Raw genomic sequence first — 16,127 nt, 5'->3', positions numbered from 1 at the left:
TGAGCGCGCGCATGGTCGGTGAGGCAGCACTCATGGCCGGCGATGCGGCGCGTGCACGCCGCTCGCTCGATCGTGCGCTCGCAGCGTCCCCCGACGATGTGCCACTGCTCGTGCTTGCGGGCACCGCGCACGCCCGGATCGGCGAGATGGCTGCGGCGGAGCGTGTGCTGCGCCGGGCGCTCGAGCTCGACGACTTCGCGGTCGCGGCGCGCGTCGCGCTCGGCCGCTCGTACGCACTGGGTGGCGACGAGGACGCCGCGGCGCGCGAATTCCGTGCAGCGCTCGACGTGCTGCCGAGCTACGGGGAAGCGGCATTCGCACTGGCCGACCTGGAGACCAGGCGCGGACACCTGCGCGATGCGGTGCACGTGCTCGTCGATCTGCTGACGGTGGATCCGTATCACCTGGACGGGCTCGTGCGCCTGGGCACACTGCTGACCCGCCTCGGGCGCGTGACGGAGGCCGGTGTTGCGTTCCGACGCGTGCTGCACTTCGACCCGGGTCACCAGCATGCGCTGGCCGGACTCGAGGCACTGATGCCGACGCACCCTGACGCGCCGGTCGATCCGACGCCGGACTGGAGCCACTGAGATGGCGATCGAGGGGCCGCTCAAGGAGCTGAGCATCCAGGACGTGCTGCAGCTGCTCGACCTGGCGCACAAGACAGGCGTGCTGACCGTCCGCTCGGATCGCTGGAACGACGAGGCGATCATTCACTTCGCGAAGGGTACGATCATCTTCGCGGTGCGCCGTCGCTCCACGCGTCGGCTGGGGCAGCTGCTGATCCGCGCGGGCAAGCTGACGCAGCGCGAGCTGGACCGGGCACTGGAGATCCAGCGGGCGAATCCGACGCGCCGTCTGGCGGAGGTGCTGCTGGAGATGGGCAGCATCGCCGAGGACGTGCTCGAGCAGCAGCTCCGGTTCCAGATGGAGGAAACCGTCTACGAGGTGATGGCGTGGACGGAGGGGTACTTCAAATTCGAGGAGCGCGCGGACATGGCGGGCCCGCGGCTGCTCGCGCGCGTGCGTGTCGAATCGCTGCTGATGGAGGGCGCGCGGCGCATCGACGAGTGGACACGGCTCGAGTCCAAGGTGCCCAGCCCCGAATCGATACCGGTGCTCGCGCCGACCGCGGATCGCACGGACACACCGCTCGACCTGCGGCCGGAGGAATGGGAAGTGCTGGCACAGGTGGATGGCGAGCGCGACGTCCGCCAGATCGCGGCCGACCTGGCACGCAGCTCCTTCGACGTCGCAAAGACGATCTTCGGGCTGGTGAGCACAGGCGTGGTCGAAGTCGAGGAGCGGCACACGCGCGTATCGGATGCGCAGCTCCAGGCGACGATGCAGGACATCGAGCGGCTGATGCAGGACGGAGAGCTGGAGCAGGCGCAGAAGCTCGCATCGGATCTCGAGTCGTCGTATCCCGAGCGCGCGGACATCGCACTGCTGTCGGGACGGACCCTGCTCGCGCAAAGTCGCATGCGGGCCGCGACGGAGGCATTCGCGCGCGCCGCGCTGCTCGATCCGATGTCGGCGGAGGCGCACTTCCATCTCGGCTACTCGGCCGTGCAGACGGGCGACCTGCAGCGCACGGCCAATGCGTGGGAAACGTACCTGCGCGTTGCGCCGAGCGGCACGCGCCGCGAGCTGGTCGCGAACGGACTGATCGCCGTGCGGGACATTGCACGGATCGTGGAAAAGGGACTGATCGCATGAAGAAGCCGTTGCCGGCGGACCTGCAGCGCTGGAGCGAGGAGCTGGCGGCCGATCCCAGGTCGCTCGTGTTCCTGCCGCTCGCGCGCGCGTACCGGCGGCAGAACCGACCTGACGCAGCGCTGCGGCTGTGTCTGCGCGGTCTCGAGCACCATCCCGACAACGCGGATGCGCACGGGCTGCTCGCACTGCTGTACATCGATCGCGGCGATTACGCGCGTGCGGCCGACGAGTGGTCGTTCGTGCTGCGCCTCGACCCGTCCAACTTCGATGCGCTGCGCGGACTCGGGTTCTGTCACCTGGAGAACGGGCAGCTGGCACAGGCGCGCAACCGGCTGGAGCGCGCGTCGCTGATACGACCGGATGACGAGGCCGTGCGCGAGGCACTGCGCTTCGTCGCCGACCGGATGGATGCGGAAGACGCCGCGCCGGTCCCGGTCGAGCCCTGGACGCAGGCGCCCGACCCGCTCACGACTCACGCCGCGGCGGCTGACACGCGCGCGGCGGACGTGGTGAGCGCAGCGCCCGAGCCGGCAGTGCTGCCGGAGCCGGATGCCTGGGCACCGCTCGCGCCGGCAGACCAGCCTGCGTGGAGCGCGGCGCAGCAGCCGGCGCCGCCCGTGCACGCAGTTCCGGATCCTGCCCGGCTGTTCGACGCGATCGTGACCGGCCCGGTGCTCGGTGCGCTGCTGCTCGACACGCGCGGGATGGTGCTGGCCGGTGCGCTCGATGACAGTGACAGGGCGGCCGACGCGCTTGCCGCGGTGCTCGGCAGCGTCACCGGTGAAGCAGCACGCACCGCGGCGATGCTGGGGCTCGGGGCGTGGGAGGGGCTGCTCATCGAGGCAGGCAGCGCGGCGCTCCACATCGCGCCCGCAGGACCCGACGCCGTGATCCTGCTCGTTGCCCGCAGCGGTGCACCGGCCGGTTGGATGATGCGCAGTGCGGCGCATGCGGCATCGCTCGCACAGCAGTTCCTGGAGGCGTACGCATGACGGCCCGCTACACGGACGCGCTGGAACGGCTGAGCCGCGTCAGCGGCGTGGCTGGTGCACTCGTGGTGGAGGCGAAGGCGGGTGTGCCGGTGGCGGCGGATGTCGCTGCGGGCGTGGACAGCGGCGCGGTCGCAGCGCTCGCCGCCGCGATGTATCGCGGGGCGCAGCGCGCCGCGCAGACGGGAGGATACGACGGCGTGCACACGCTGCAGCTGGAGGCGACCGCGGGACACGTGGTCGTTTCCAGCGCGGGTGAGATGCTCGTGATTGCGGTTGCCGAGCGCGATGCCCAGCTGGGCCTGGTCCGGCTCGAGACGCAGCGGGCGGCGGAGTCGCTGCAGTGAGAGTCGCGGAGCTGCCGAGGGTGGTGGAGGCGCTGCGTGCGCCGATCCAGACGTTCGTGCGGGAATCGCGCGCGCGCATCGCCCTGGTCGTGACCGGCAGCGGACAGGTGCTCGCGCAGCACGGCTTCGCGCGCCGCTACGAGGTGATGAACGTTGCGTCGCTCGCCGCGGCAGCCCATGCAGCGGCGAACGCGCTCGGTCGGCTCACCGGTGCGGGGCCGTGGCAGCACCTCCATCACGCCGGCACGGAACAGGACCTGTTCCTCGCAACGCTGCGGACACCCGTCGAGGACCTGATCTTCGTGGTGATCTTCGACACGGAATCCTCGCTCGGCCTGGTGCAGCTCTTCTTCGGGAAGCTGAGTGAGCAGGTCGGACAGCTCGCGGAGTTCCGGGTGCTGCCGGGTGAGCAGACCACGCAGCAGACGTTCGAGCGCGACCTGGAGGAGGGACTCCAGCGCGTGTTCCAGCCTGACGCATCCAGTCGATAGGGGCGAGATGTCGCTGGTCAATTACTCGACGAAGGAAATCACCTGCAAGATCGTCTATTACGGCCCCGGCCGTTCGGGCAAGACGAGCAATCTGCAGTACGTGCATGCGTTCGTGCCGGAGGAGCGGAAGGGACCGATGGTCTCGCTCGCTACGGAAACGGATCGCACGCTGTTCTTCGATTTCCTGCCGCTCGACCTGGGCACGATCTCCGGCTTCCGCACGCGCATGCAGCTCTACACGGTGCCGGGCCAGGTCTACTACAACGCGACGCGCAAGCTGGTGCTGCGCGGTGCGGACGGCGTCGTGTTCGTCGCGGACTCGCAGCGCGAGCAGCTCGATGAGAACATGGAGAGCCTGCGCAACCTGCACGAGAATCTGCTCGAGGAGAACATCGAGCCTCGCGAGTTCCCGATGGTGCTGCAGTACAACAAGCGGGATCTCCCCGGCGTGGCCTCGATCGAAGAGCTGGACGACCTGCTGAACTTCCGGGGGGTGCCCGCGTTTCCTGCGTCGGCCCTGAGCGGCAACGGTGTCTTCGACACGCTGAAGTCGATCAGCCAGCTCGTGCTGCAGAGCCTTTCGCGCCGGTTCCGCGCACCGGTCGATCCGGTCGCGGCGAGGGGTGGCGGATGAGCACGCTGGACCTGGACACGCGCTTCACCTTCGACAACTTCGTCGTCGGCGCCGCCAACCGCCTCGCCGCTGCGGCGGCGCGTCGTGTTGCCGACGCCCCGGGCGCCGCGTACAACCCGCTCTTTCTCTACAGCAATTCAGGGCTCGGCAAGACGCACCTCGTGATGGCGATCGGCGTCCACGCGCGCCGCGTGCACGCCAACCTGACCGTCATCTACGAGACACTCGAGCACCTGCTCGAAGGCGTCATGAGCGCGATCCAGGCGGGCGAGCGCGACGCGTTCCGGAACCGCCTGCGGCATGCGGACCTGCTGCTGCTCGACGATGTGCAGTTCCTGGCAGGACGGCGCGGTGCACAGGAGGAGCTGCTGCGTGCGTGGGATCTGCTCACGGCGCGCGGCGGCCAGGTCGTGCTCGCGAGTGACCGGCCACCGACCGAGATCGACGATCTCGACCAGCGCCTGCTCACGCGCTTCAGCGGGGGCCTGATCGCCGACATCGGCAGCCCGGAGTACGAGACGCGCATCGTGATTGCGCGCAGCAAGGCCGAGGAGCGCGGGCAGACCCTGGCACCCGGTGTGGCGGAAACGCTCGCCCGTGTGGAGTTCACCAACGTCCGTGAGCTGCAGGGCGCACTGAACCGGGTGCTCGCGGTCCAGGAGCTGGAAGAGCGCACCGTGACCGCCGAGGAGGTCGCGCATCTGCTCGGCGTGGGCGTGGAGACGCGCAAGGCCGACGAGTTCGGGGCGTTCCTGAATGACATTGCCGGTGCAGTCGGCGAAGTGGTGAGCGGCGTATCCGCGGAACAGATGCTCGCGGATGCGATCCTGCGCTGGGAAGGCGAGGGGTTCCGCACACGCCGCCTGGAGATGGCCCTGGACACGCCGGTCAGCGAGGCGGATGCGGACACGCTGATCGAAGAGTACGAGAACGACATCGAGCGGCTTCGCTCGATCGGGACACGCATTCGCGAGCTGGACGCGGAGGCGCCGGAGCTGGAGCGGCTCGAGGTGCTGCGCAATCCCGACCGGCTGCACGACGCGGAGTCGCTGCTCGCGGCGGTCGAGGCGCGCACCCGCTCGCTGCCGCAGCCGTCGACATCGCCCAGCTTCGACGAGCTGGCGCTGCCGGCCTCGCTGTTCGCGGTGAGAGCGGCCCGCGCGGTCGGTGAAGCGCCCGCCAGCCGCTACAATCCGCTGTTCGTGCACGGTCCCGCCGGAGCAGGCAAGAGCGCACTGCTGGTCGCCCTCGCGAACGAGGTGCGCCGGCACTCACCCGACACCGCGATCGCGTACCTCACCGGCCCGGAGTTCGGCGAGGAGCTGATGGACGCGATCCAGCGCAACCACGTGGATGGCTGGCGCTCGCGCTACCGCCGTGCGCGGCTGCTTCTGCTCGACGACGTCGATGCGATTGCCGGAACGGAACGCGTACAGGAGGAGCTGTTCCATCTTTTCGATGACATCGTGCGGGCGGGCGGGCAGCTCGTCTTTGCCGCGGAGGTGCAGCCACGCGCGCTCGAGGGGCTGGAGGAGCGGCTGCGCACGCGGCTGGAGAGCGGGCTCGTCGTCGAGCTGGCCGAGAGCGAAGAGGAGGAGGAAGTTGCCGCCCGCACGGTAGCGACGCCGGGTGAGTCCGGGCGGGACGTGCCCGCGTGGGTGGAACCACGGGTCGCACTGGCGACGCAGGAGATCCCGGTGGCGCAGGTCGAGCCGGATCTGACGGACGTACTCGAGGATGCGGCGCCATCGGAGCCGCAGCTGCCGATCGACGACTTCTTCCGCAGTACGGAGAAGGTGCTCTGGCAGTGGCCGTACGTCGAAGACTGGCTGGAGACGGAGGCAGGCTGAGGCATGGCGATCAAGGGCAGCCTCAAGGAAGCGAGCCTGGCTGATGTCTGCCAGCTCCTGGCGCTGGGGCAGAAGACCGGATGCCTGTCCGTCGCGGACCGCTCGCGTTTCGGCCAGATCTACTTCGACCAGGGCCGGATCACGTACGCACGCATCGTCAACCGGCGTGACCGGCTCGGCGATCTGCTCGTGCGGGACGGCGAGATCGCACAGGAACAGCTCGACGAGGTCCTGGTGCAGCAGGCGCGGCAGCCGGACAAGCGGGTCGGCGAGCTGCTCGTCGAGCGGCGCATCATCACGCCGGGCGACCTGACACGCTACATCCGCATGCAGATCGAGGAGGCGATCTACCACCTCTTCACGTGGTCGCGGGGCAACTTCTTCTTCGAGGTCGACGAGAGGCCGGACCCCGCGGACGTCGTCGTGTCGATCAATCCGGAAAGCCTGCTGCTCGAGGCAGCACGTCGGGTCGACGAGTGGAGCCTGATCGAGAAGAAGATCGCCTCGTTCGATCTGCTCTTCGAAGTGGACCACAGCAGGCTCGACACCGCGAGCGTGGCGCTCACGCCGGAACAGGAGGACCTGGTTCCGCTGCTCGACGGCACACGTGCGCTGGGCGACATCGTCGACCAGACCGGCTACACCGAGTTCGAAGTCGGCAAGGCGCTGTTCGGACTCCTGCAGGCGGGCTTCGCGCACCAGGTCGGCCGGCGCGCGGAGGAGCCCGTCCGGGCGCGCGATGCCGAGATCCAGGAGCGACGCAACCTGGGCATCGCGTTCGCCAGGGCAGGCATGCTCGATGAAGCGTCGCGCGAGTTCCAGCGGGTCGCAGACCTGGACGCGAATGATCACGTTGCGCGCTTCCAGCTCGCGCTCATCTCACTGCGCAGGCGCGAGTACCGCGACGCGGTCCGCCAGCTCAAGAGCCTGCTGGAGGACGCCGGCCCGCGCTATGGCGCGTTCGTCAACCTCGCCGTGGCGCTGCGGCGGCTGGGTCGCACGCCCGACGCGCTGCTGGTGCTGAACGAGGCAGAGGGGCTGCGTGCGGGCACGCCGCTCGTGTCGCTGCAGCGTGCAACGACGCTGCTGACCGGCGCTCACTACGCCGCCGCTGCTCGCGAGTTCGAGGAGTACCGCGTGCGCCTCGCCGAGGAGGAGCAGCCTGCGGCCGCGTACTTCTACCTCGCCGCGCTGTGCGCCGCGGTGCGCAGCCGTCGCAACCAGGCAGACCGTCTCGTTGCGGCGGGCCTGCAGCTCTACCCGGAATGTGCGCCGCTGCTGCTGCTCGAAGGGCTGCTGCACGAACGACGGGGGGATCTCGACGCGGCGGATCGCTCGTACCGGCGCGCGATGGAGGAGGATCCCGGGATCGCCCAGGCACACAAGAACCTGGGAGACGTGTCCTACCGTCGCGGCCTGCTCGAGGAGGCGATCGAGCACTATCGCCGAGCGGCCGAGCTGGAGCCCGCGCTCGGGGATGATGTCTGGGCGAAGCTCGGCAACCTGCACCTCCGCAACCGCAACCGTGACCAGGCACTGCGTGCATGGACGCGCGCGCTCGAGCTGAACCCGGACAACGAAGTGGTCCGGAACAACCTGCAGATCACGCGCGCCGAAGAGCATGCCTGAAGCACCGGACGAGCGTCACCAGCGCGTGCGGCGCGCGCTGCAGGCGCTGCCCGCGGTGCACTCCTCGCTTCCGCTGGCCAACGGCGATCTGGACCCGCGCGATGCGGCGGAGCTGGATGAGCTGAAGGTGCTGATCACCCGCCATGTCGGCCTCGACTGCAGCGGCTACAAGGAGCGCTGCCTGAGACGGCGCATCGCGGTGCGCATGCGCGCACACGGGCTGCACCGGTACCGGGACTACGGCGCATTGCTCGAGCAGGACATCGCCGAGCGGGAGCGGCTGCTCGACACGGTGATGATCAATGTCAGCAAGTTCTTCCGGAACGCCGAGGTCTGGGACGCGCTGCGCACCAGTGTCGTCCCGGAGCTGTTCCGGATGGAAGGGCAGGTCAGGCTGTGGAGCGCCGGCTGCGCCGGCGGTGAGGAACCGTACTCGCTCGCGATCCTGCTGCACGAGTATGCCGCCGCGAAGCGGCTGCCGCTCGACCGCTTCGAGATCCTCGCCACCGACATCGACGAAGGGTCTCTCGCGACGGCGCGGCGTGCGGAGTACGGCGCCTACGCTCTGACGGAGACCGCGGAGGCGGTGCGGGACCGCTGGTTCGATGCACTCGACGGCACCTACCGGGTGCGCCCCGAAGTGCGCTCGCTCGTCCGCTTCGAAACGCTCGACCTGCTGCGCGACGACTACCCGCAGGCGCTGCAGTTCATCATCTGCCGCAACGTCATCATCTATTTCGAACGCGAAATGCAGGACCGCATCTTCGCACGGTTCGCAGCGTCGCTCGTGCCGTCGGGGTTCCTGGTGCTCGGCAAGGTCGAGACGCTGTTCGGCGCAAATGCCGCCGGCTTCAACGTCGCGGCCAACCGGGAACGCATCTTTCGACGGGCATGACGACCGAACGCGTGCCGGTGCGCATCGGGGAGGTGAAGGTCGCGCGGGAGCACGGTGTGCTCTTCACGATCGGGCTGGGCTCGTGCGTCGCGATCGCTCTCTATGACCGCGAGAGCCGCGTCGGCGGTCTCGCGCACGCCATGCTGCCGAAGCCCCTGCGCACCCGCAGGTCGGCACCGCCCGGCCGCTTTGCGACGACTGCCGTACCGGAGCTGCTCGAGCGCATGGTCGAGCATGGCGCCGAGCCCGCCCGCATCACGGCACGGATCGCCGGCGGTGCATCGATGTTTGCGGCGCTGCTCCCGGAGTACGGCCTGCGCCTGGGCCAGCGCAACGTCGATGCGGTGCGCGAGGCGCTGGAGTGCGCCGGGGTGCCGCTCGAGGGCGAGGAGGTGGGCGGCGAGCACGGTCGCAGCGTGTTCCTCGACATGAGCACCGGCCAGCTGCTCGTGACGTCCGCGCTGGAGCCGGAGGTCACGCTGTGAGCGGCGTCACTGGTGGCTTCGACTCGCGACGCGACGAGAAGCCCGTGCAGCAGCGCGCAGCCGACGCACAGGGCGGAGGGGCCCGTCAGCGCGGCGGCCGGGCGCGCATCGTCATCGTCGACGACTCGCCGATGATGCGACAGCTCATCCGCGACATCGTGGAGGCGACAGGCCGCTGGGAGGTGGCGGGCGAGGCCGGTACGGGGTTCGAGGCGATCCGGCTGCTCCACAGGGAGAAGCCGGACGTGCTCACACTGGATCTCGAGATGCCGGACCTCGGCGGTGTCGAAACGCTCGGCTACATCATGAGCGAACTGCCGCGGCCCGTCGTGATCGTCTCCTCTCACACCGAGCGCATGGCCGATCCTGCCCTGCGCGCCCTCGAGTACGGCGCCGTGGAGTACGTGGTCAAACCGGGCAGCGATCCGGCTGAGCACAGGGAATTCGAGGAACGGCTGCTGAGCGCGCTCGATGCGGCACTGGACGCTCGTCTCCGCAACCTGCGCCTGCGGATCGCGGTGGCCGGTGCGCTGCAGCGGGCGCGCCGGATCCGGCAGAAGCAGCGGCCCGCCGCGTGCGCAGTCGCGATCGCGGCATCGACCGGCGGGCCGAGCGCGCTGCTCGACCTGGTGGCCGCGCTGCCGGAGGACGCGGCGTGCGCGGTGTTCGTCGTGCAGCACATGCCGTCGACATTCACCGAGCGCTTCGCGGAGCGGCTCGCGGCCGAGTGCCCTCTCCCCGTCAGCATCGCGCGCGACCGGGAGCTCGTGCACGGCGGGCACGTCTACCTGGGACCGGGCACGCACCACATGGGGCTGCACCGCACACCGGACGGGATCTGCATCCAGCTCGTCGACGAGCCACCGCTGCGCGGCGTGCGACCCGCCGCGGACGTGCTGTTCACGGCCGTCGCACGCACCTTCGGACCGGCCAGCCTGGGCGTGGTGCTGACGGGCATGGGACGCGACGGCGCCGAGGGGATGCGTGCCCTGCATGCGGTCGGTGCCCGCACCATCGCGCAGGACGAGGCAAGCGCCGTGATTGCGGGCATGCCCCGCGCGGCCGCACCCTATGCGGATGAGATTCTTCCGCTGCCCGCCATCGGCGGCCGCATCACGACCATCACGCGCGAGCTGCACGACGCGCGCTGAGGTGCCGGGCCGGCTCGCGAACGACGCGACCCCTGGCGGGGGCGCGACCGCTCTGTCCCACCCGGGTCGCCCTGGTGCGATGCTGCGGCGCGCGCTCGCGGCGTGCCTGGCAATCCTCGCCTCGCTTGCACTCCCCACTGGTGCGCAGCAACTGGACGGGATCCGCCGCGACGACGTCGTCGTGCGGTTCCAGCCGGGGGAAGAGGCGCTCGCACGCGCGATCCTCCCCCAGGCGATCCAGTCGTTCCCCGGGCTGCCCACCGACATCCATGCGCGCGGCAGCGAGATCACCGTCCTGCTGGCCCCGGACGAGGCCACGTTCTCCGAATGGACCGGCGGACTCGCACCGGAGTGGGGCGCGGGCGTTGCCTTTCCGCGCCTCGAACGGATCGTTCTGCCGGCATACGCGCCGCGCGTGCGCTCACCCACCGACTTGCGACGCACGCTGCGCCACGAGCTCGCACACGTCGCGCTCCAGCGCCACCTCCGGACCGCGCAGGTGCCGCGCTGGTTCACCGAAGGCTACGCGACCTGGACCGCCGGACAGCTCGACCAGGAGGCTGACTGGCTGCTGCGCGTCGCATTCCTCACCGGCCGCGCGCCGCCACTCGACTCGCTCGACCTGCTCTGGCCGGCCGGCGCCACCGACGCCCGCATCGCGTACCTGCTGTCAGCCAGCGCCATGCGCTACCTCTACTCGCACGGAGGTGAACCCGCGCTCGCACAGTTGCTCGACCGCTGGGCAGCCGGTGCGTCGCTCGACGAGGCGATGCGCGCCACGTACCGGTTCACGCTCGCACGCTTCGAGCAGGACTGGAGCAAGCACGTCCGGCGCGAGTACGGCTGGCTTCGTTTCCTTGCCCAGGGCGCCGTGCTGTGGAGCATCGCCGGTGGGATCGTCGTCGCAATCTGGATGATCCGCAGGCGCTACAACCGGGCGCGGCTGGAACGGCTGCGGGCGAATGAGATCCCCGACGATCCTGCCTACTGGCTGATGCCGGAGCCGCCGGACGGGCCGCAGCGGGAGGACGGCGGCGAGGACAGTGCGCAGAGGCCCGGACCGCTCGCGCAGCGGGAGGGCGGGGGAGGGGACAGTGCGCCACGCCCCGGACCGGTCGCGCAGCCGGAGGTCGGCCGGGAAAGCAGCGGCCCCCCGACACGCGAGGGCCAGCCCGGTCCTCCCCCGCACGGGCAGGACAGTCGCCAACGCGGCCCGCAGCCCGACTCCGCTGCCGAAGGATGACGCGGCAGGAGCAGTTCTACGCGGAATGTGCACGGGATTCGCGCGTGTAGCCGACGCGCCACAACACCGGAAAAAAAGTATTCTGATCCGCGGGTTGGCCGGGGTGATCGGCTCATATCAACACGTTGACGCTATTGCAGTTACATGGTGAGGCACGGTCTCTGCTCCAGGCGTGCCCGTACAAATCGACCTGCCCCCATACCGCAGAGGTAACGATGACCCGACGCTGGGTGAATCGAATCGGCGCGCTGGCGCTTGCCGCGATCGTCGTGTCCGGCATTTCGTGCAGCCAGGACGTGGCTGCGCCGCAGTTCGAGCCGGCACCGACGGAGACGGCGCTGCTCGGCCTCGACGGCCTGCTGGGCGGACTGCTCGGTCCGTCCGAAGTCGGCGACTACACGCTGGTCCAGGAGCGGCTGTCGCTGCCGCTCGATCTGGACGTTTCCAAGATCATCGGCATCAACGGCGGCAGCATCTCGCTGCTCGGTCACACGATCACCGTTCCCGCGGGCGCCGTGGATCGGCCGGTGCTGTTCACCATGCTGGTGGCCCGCCCCGGGTACGTCGAGGTGGAGCTGGACGCCACCATCTCGGGCCTGTTCGGCCGGATCATCGACGTCGGTGAACGTGGCTTCGAAAAGCCGGTGTCACTGACGCTGACGTACTCGCGCGCGACGAACGTGAGCGACCCGTCGAAGCTGGTGATCCTGCGGCTCCTGCCGGGCGGGGCGATCGAGGAGATGCCGAGCACGCTCGACACGCAGAGCAGGACGGTCACGGCGAAGCTCGACCACTTCAGCCGCTACTGTCTGGCGGCCAATTAGACCTGGGAGCGGGGCAGATGGTGTCGACGATCGCCGCGTGCGTGGATGCTGCGCGCGCGGCGGCCAGTGCTGGTGATTTCGAGGGTACTCTCGCCCACTACGAGGAGGCCCTGCGTGGCGTACCACGTGGTGGCACTGCTGCGGACGCCGCGGACATCCTGCGCTGGATCGGCAACCTGCACCGGGAGTGGGGTGCGACGGAGCTGGCCGCAGAGGCCTACGAGGCCAGTCATGCGATCGCGCTCGCGACATCCCTGACGCCGCAGCTTGCCTCGGCGGTGAACTGTCTGGCAATCATCGAGCAGATTCGCGGCAACGTCGAGAGTGCCCAGGCGCTGTACGGGCAGGCCGGCGAGCTCGCTGACGAGATCGGCGATGAGCGGCTCGGCGCGATGGTTCACCAGAACCTCGGCACGCTCGCCAACATCCGCGGTGACGTCGACAATGCACTCGTGCATTACGCCTCGGCGCTGGAGCGGTTCGAGCGCCTGGGCGATCACCGCGCGGCATGCTGGACGCGCAACAACATGGGCATGGCACACGTCGACCGCGGTGAATGGGACGCCGCGGAGGTGTGCTTCGATCGTGCATTCGACCTGGCCGAGCGGCTGCGGGATACGGGCCTCATCGGAACCATCGAGCTGAATCGTGCCGAGCTCCATCTCGCGCAGCTCCAGCACACGCAGGCACGGGAAAGCTGCGATCGCGCCTACGAGGTGTTCGCGCGGCTCGACGTGAAGCAGGGGCTGGGCGAAGCGCACAAGATGTACGGCATGCTGTACCGCGAGATGGGCATGGTCGGGCTCGCGGACACGCATTTCCGGCAGGGCGTGCAGCTCGCCGGGCAGGCGGACGATCGCCTGCTCGACGCGGAGTGCCACGCCGAGTGGGCGCTCCTGCACCTCGCCTGCACTCGCAATACGGATGCGCTGCGTGCGTTGAATCATGCGCACACGCTGTTCGAGCAGCTGCAGGCGAACCATGAAGTGCTCGACCTGGATCGTCGCCTGGACCAGCTGGAGGCATCGTACCTGCGCGTCGTGCGCGAATGGGGCGAGTCGATCGAGTCCAAGGACCGCTACACCGCCGGTCACTGCCAGCGCGTCGCGGATTACGCGTGCATGATCGCGGAGGCGCTGGGCTTCAACCGCCGCGACCTGACCTGGCTGCGGATGGGCGGCTACCTGCACGACGTGGGCAAGACGGCAGTGCCCGAAGAAGTGCTGAACAAGCCCGGTGCCCTGAACGACGAGGAATGGGCGCTGATGCGAAGTCACACCACGGTGGGCGACGAGATCGTCGCGCCGCTCAATTTCCCGTGGGACATCCGGCCCGTCGTGCGGAACCATCACGAGCGGTGGGACGGAAAGGGGTACCCGGACGGGCTGAGCGGCACCGAGATCCCGCTGACCGCACGCATTCTCTGCGTCGCCGACGTCTATGACGCCCTCACGACGGCCCGCAGCTACCGCCCGGCCCTCAGCCACGCGGAAGCGATGCGCATCATGGAGCGCGATTCCGGCACTGCCTTCGACCCCGAGCTCTTCCAGCTCTTCCGTCAACTGCTCGAGGCGCGGCGCAGCCAGGCGCGGACGGCGGGTACGCGAGCGCGGAAGGCTTACGGCGTGGCCGCGTAGCGCAGGGCGGCAGCCACGCCGCCATGGGCCACCTTGACGCTGCGCCGACGCCCCTCGACATTGCCTCCATGTCGACTCGCCAGCGCACGACCAGGACGGCGGCCGCCCAGAAGGCGGCGCTCAAGTTCTCCGCGATCAATGCGATCCTGCTGGTCCTGGGACTCGTCGCGATCGCCCTCGGTTACATGCTGCTCGCGCGCGGCTCGACGGTGGCCGCACCGCTCCTGCTCGTTCTCGGCTACGCCGTGCTCGTCCCTCTCGGCATCATTCTGTAGCGTTCGTCCGCACCGCCACAGCACTCAGAACGGAAACAGCAGCGGCACGATCACCAGCGTTGCGATCCCGATGATGACCTGCAGCGGGACGCCGACGCGCACGTAATCGCGGAAGCGGTAGGCGCCCGGACCGAGCACGAGCATGTTCGCCGGTGTGGACACGGGTGTCGAGAATGCTGCGGAGGATGCGATGGCGACGGTCATGAGCACCGGGTAGGGGGAAACGCCGAGCTGGACGGCAGCCCCCAGTGCAACGGGCGCGACCAGGGCTGCCGTGGCCGTGTTCGAGATGAACAGGCCCATGACGCCCGTCAGCACGTAGATTGCCGCGAGCAGCGCGATCGGCCCCACTGCGGCCACCGGACCGAGCAGTGCCACGATCTGGTCGACCCCACCCGTCTTCTGCAGTGCCGTTGCCATCGGCAGGATCGCCGCGATCAGGACGACACTCTCCCAGTTGATCTCGCGGTATGCCTCGTTTGCATGCAGGCAGCCGGTGAGCACCATGGCGACAGCAGCAACCAGCACGGCGGCGACGGCGGGCAGCAGCTCGAAGGCAAGGAGCACGAGCATGCCCACGAGAATCAGCAGCGCCGCAATTTCGCGGCGGGAGAATGGCCCGCCCGTCCGCGTGTCGTGGGTGCGTGCGACGACGACGAAGTCAGGATCATTGCGCAGCCGCTCGATCGCCGGGGCCGTGCCTGCCACGAGCAGCGTGTCGGCGAAGCGCAGCGGAATGTCGGCCAGCGCACCGACCAGCGGCTGACCCTGGCGTCGCACGGAAAGAACGTTGACGCTGTTGCGACTCCGGAATCGAACCGACGACAGGGTCTCACCCACCAGGCGGGAGCGGGGCGTGAGCAGGACCTCCGCCAGCTCCGTCTCAGGAGCAGCGACGATGCCGAGGTGCTCGAGCCCGATCTCTGCTGCCATCGCCTCGATCGCGTCCGCGGGCCCGTGCACGTCCAGCTCGTCGCCTGCGCGCACCGGCTGCTCCGCGGTGCGCGGAAGCCGATCCATGCGCCCGGTGCGCCGCTGCGGCCGGTGGATCGCCACGACATTCACGTCGAACCTGCTGCGCAGCCCGGCTTCCGCGGGGGACGTGCCGATCAGCGGCGAGGCAGCGCTCACGCGCAGCCGCGTCGGCTGCCCCAGCTCGTAGCCCTCGACCAGCTCCGTGCCCGGGAGCAGCGTGACGCCCTCCGTGCCGGCCGGACGGTCGACGGGGGCTCTTGCGGGCAGCACGCGGCCGCCGAACAGCGTGATCAGGAGAATGCCGATCCCGAGCAGCACGAGACCGACCGGGGTGAAGTCGAAGAAGCTGAACGGCGCGTAGCCCGCTTCCACGAGCTGGTTCGCAACGATGATGTTCGGCGGAGTCGCGATCAGCGTGAGCAGCCCGCCGAGCAGTGCACTGATCGCGAGCGGCATCAGCATCAGCGACGGGCTCAGACGCGCCCTGTGCGCGAGCGACGTGACGACCGGCAGCATCAGCGCCACGGTGCCGGTGGTGCTCATGAAGGCAGACAGGAGTCCCGTGCCCAGCATGACCACCGCCGTCGCACGACGCCGACCGCCGCCCGCAAAGCGGCCCAGGAATCCGCCGAAGCGCTCCGCAAGACCGGTCCGGAGCATGGCGCCCGCAACGACGAAGAGCGCCGCAATCATGATGACCACGGGGTCCGAAAAGCCCGCGAGCGACTCGGCGGGTGTGAGTACGCCACTGATCATGAGCGCCAGCAGCGCGAGCAATGCGACGACATCGAGACGCAGTCGCTCGCTCATGAACAGCGCGATCGTGGCAGCGAGTATGACGTAGACGAGGAGTGTGTCGGACATCCCGCGGACGCTCGGGTGGGACTCGCGGCGCCATGCGAGACGCCGCCTCAGGGGCGGGATTCTGCCGGGAATGCAGCGGCGCGGCAAGACGTTCGCGCAGCAGGGTCCGGGCGGTTGCC

The 16,127-nt window shown here is 69.3% G+C and carries 16 protein-coding genes; 15 read left to right on the top strand and 1 reads right to left on the bottom strand.

The window, feature by feature from the left end:
• The 15 genes from VFU06_13965 to VFU06_13895 form a co-directional block, all read left to right on the top strand.
• On the top strand, positions 1–590 hold a 590-nt coding region (locus VFU06_13965), incomplete at its 5' end, for a tetratricopeptide repeat protein (GenBank protein HEU5210494.1).
• A 1-nt stretch (position 591) separates the two neighbouring features.
• Positions 592–1,719, top strand: a complete 1,128-nt coding sequence (locus tag VFU06_13960) for a DUF4388 domain-containing protein (protein HEU5210493.1) — start codon at positions 592–594, stop codon at positions 1,717–1,719.
• Positions 1,716–2,711, top strand: a complete 996-nt coding sequence (locus VFU06_13955) for a tetratricopeptide repeat protein (protein ID HEU5210492.1) — start codon at positions 1,716–1,718, stop codon at positions 2,709–2,711. The genes VFU06_13960 and VFU06_13955 overlap by 4 nt, the downstream gene beginning before the upstream one ends.
• Positions 2,708–3,055 carry a roadblock/LC7 domain-containing protein gene (locus VFU06_13950; protein ID HEU5210491.1) on the top strand — a complete coding sequence of 116 codons (348 nt, stop codon included), beginning with the start codon at positions 2,708–2,710 and terminating at the stop codon, positions 3,053–3,055. The genes VFU06_13955 and VFU06_13950 overlap by 4 nt, the downstream gene beginning before the upstream one ends.
• Positions 3,052–3,546 carry a roadblock/LC7 domain-containing protein gene (locus tag VFU06_13945; protein ID HEU5210490.1) on the top strand — a complete coding sequence of 165 codons (495 nt, stop codon included), beginning with the start codon at positions 3,052–3,054 and terminating at the stop codon, positions 3,544–3,546. Before VFU06_13950 ends, VFU06_13945 begins: the two co-directional genes overlap by 4 nt.
• Before the next feature lie 7 nt (positions 3,547–3,553).
• Positions 3,554–4,180: a GTPase domain-containing protein gene (locus VFU06_13940; GenBank protein HEU5210489.1), complete on the top strand. Its 627-nt coding sequence runs from the start codon at positions 3,554–3,556 to the stop codon at positions 4,178–4,180.
• The gene (locus tag VFU06_13935; protein HEU5210488.1) at positions 4,177–6,030 is read left to right on the top strand and encodes a DnaA/Hda family protein; all 1,854 of its coding nucleotides are present in this window, start codon (positions 4,177–4,179) and stop codon (positions 6,028–6,030) included. Before VFU06_13940 ends, VFU06_13935 begins: the two co-directional genes overlap by 4 nt.
• A 3-nt stretch (positions 6,031–6,033) precedes the next feature.
• Positions 6,034–7,659, top strand: coding sequence for a DUF4388 domain-containing protein (locus tag VFU06_13930; protein HEU5210487.1), 1,626 nt, complete (start codon positions 6,034–6,036; stop codon positions 7,657–7,659).
• Complete coding sequence (locus tag VFU06_13925) at positions 7,652–8,554, top strand: protein-glutamate O-methyltransferase CheR (GenBank protein HEU5210486.1); 903 nt, start codon at positions 7,652–7,654, stop codon at positions 8,552–8,554. Before VFU06_13930 ends, VFU06_13925 begins: the two co-directional genes overlap by 8 nt.
• The gene (locus VFU06_13920; GenBank protein ID HEU5210485.1) at positions 8,551–9,039 is read left to right on the top strand and encodes a hypothetical protein; all 489 of its coding nucleotides are present in this window, start codon (positions 8,551–8,553) and stop codon (positions 9,037–9,039) included. Before VFU06_13925 ends, VFU06_13920 begins: the two co-directional genes overlap by 4 nt.
• Complete coding sequence (gene cheB / locus VFU06_13915; GenBank protein ID HEU5210484.1) at positions 9,036–10,190, top strand: chemotaxis-specific protein-glutamate methyltransferase CheB; 1,155 nt, start codon at positions 9,036–9,038, stop codon at positions 10,188–10,190. The genes VFU06_13920 and cheB overlap by 4 nt, the downstream gene beginning before the upstream one ends.
• A 79-nt stretch (positions 10,191–10,269) precedes the next feature.
• On the top strand, positions 10,270–11,433 hold the full coding sequence (locus VFU06_13910; GenBank protein HEU5210483.1) for a peptidase MA family metallohydrolase: 1,164 nt from the start codon (positions 10,270–10,272) through the stop codon (positions 11,431–11,433).
• 215 nt (positions 11,434–11,648) lie between these two features.
• The gene (locus VFU06_13905; GenBank protein ID HEU5210482.1) at positions 11,649–12,257 is read left to right on the top strand and encodes a hypothetical protein; all 609 of its coding nucleotides are present in this window, start codon (positions 11,649–11,651) and stop codon (positions 12,255–12,257) included.
• Positions 12,258–12,274: 17 nt separating this feature from the next.
• A complete protein-coding gene (locus VFU06_13900) occupies positions 12,275–13,894 on the top strand; it encodes an HD domain-containing phosphohydrolase (GenBank protein ID HEU5210481.1) in 1,620 nt (539 codons plus the stop codon).
• A 68-nt stretch (positions 13,895–13,962) separates the two neighbouring features.
• Complete coding sequence (locus VFU06_13895) at positions 13,963–14,169, top strand: hypothetical protein (GenBank protein HEU5210480.1); 207 nt, start codon at positions 13,963–13,965, stop codon at positions 14,167–14,169.
• A gap of 24 nt (positions 14,170–14,193) precedes the next feature.
• Here the strand turns inward: VFU06_13895 and VFU06_13890 are convergent, their stop codons facing one another.
• Positions 14,194–16,008 (bottom strand): SLC13 family permease, encoded by a 1,815-nt coding sequence (locus tag VFU06_13890; GenBank protein HEU5210479.1) that lies wholly within the window; start codon positions 16,006–16,008, stop codon positions 14,194–14,196.
• Positions 16,009–16,127: the final 119 nt, after the last annotated feature.

The organism is Longimicrobiales bacterium (assembly GCA_035764935.1).
Classification (GTDB): Bacteria; Gemmatimonadota; Gemmatimonadetes; order Longimicrobiales; family RSA9; genus DASTYK01.
Note: the sequence above shows the minus strand (reverse complement) of the source record. Positions and strands in the feature narration are given on the sequence as shown.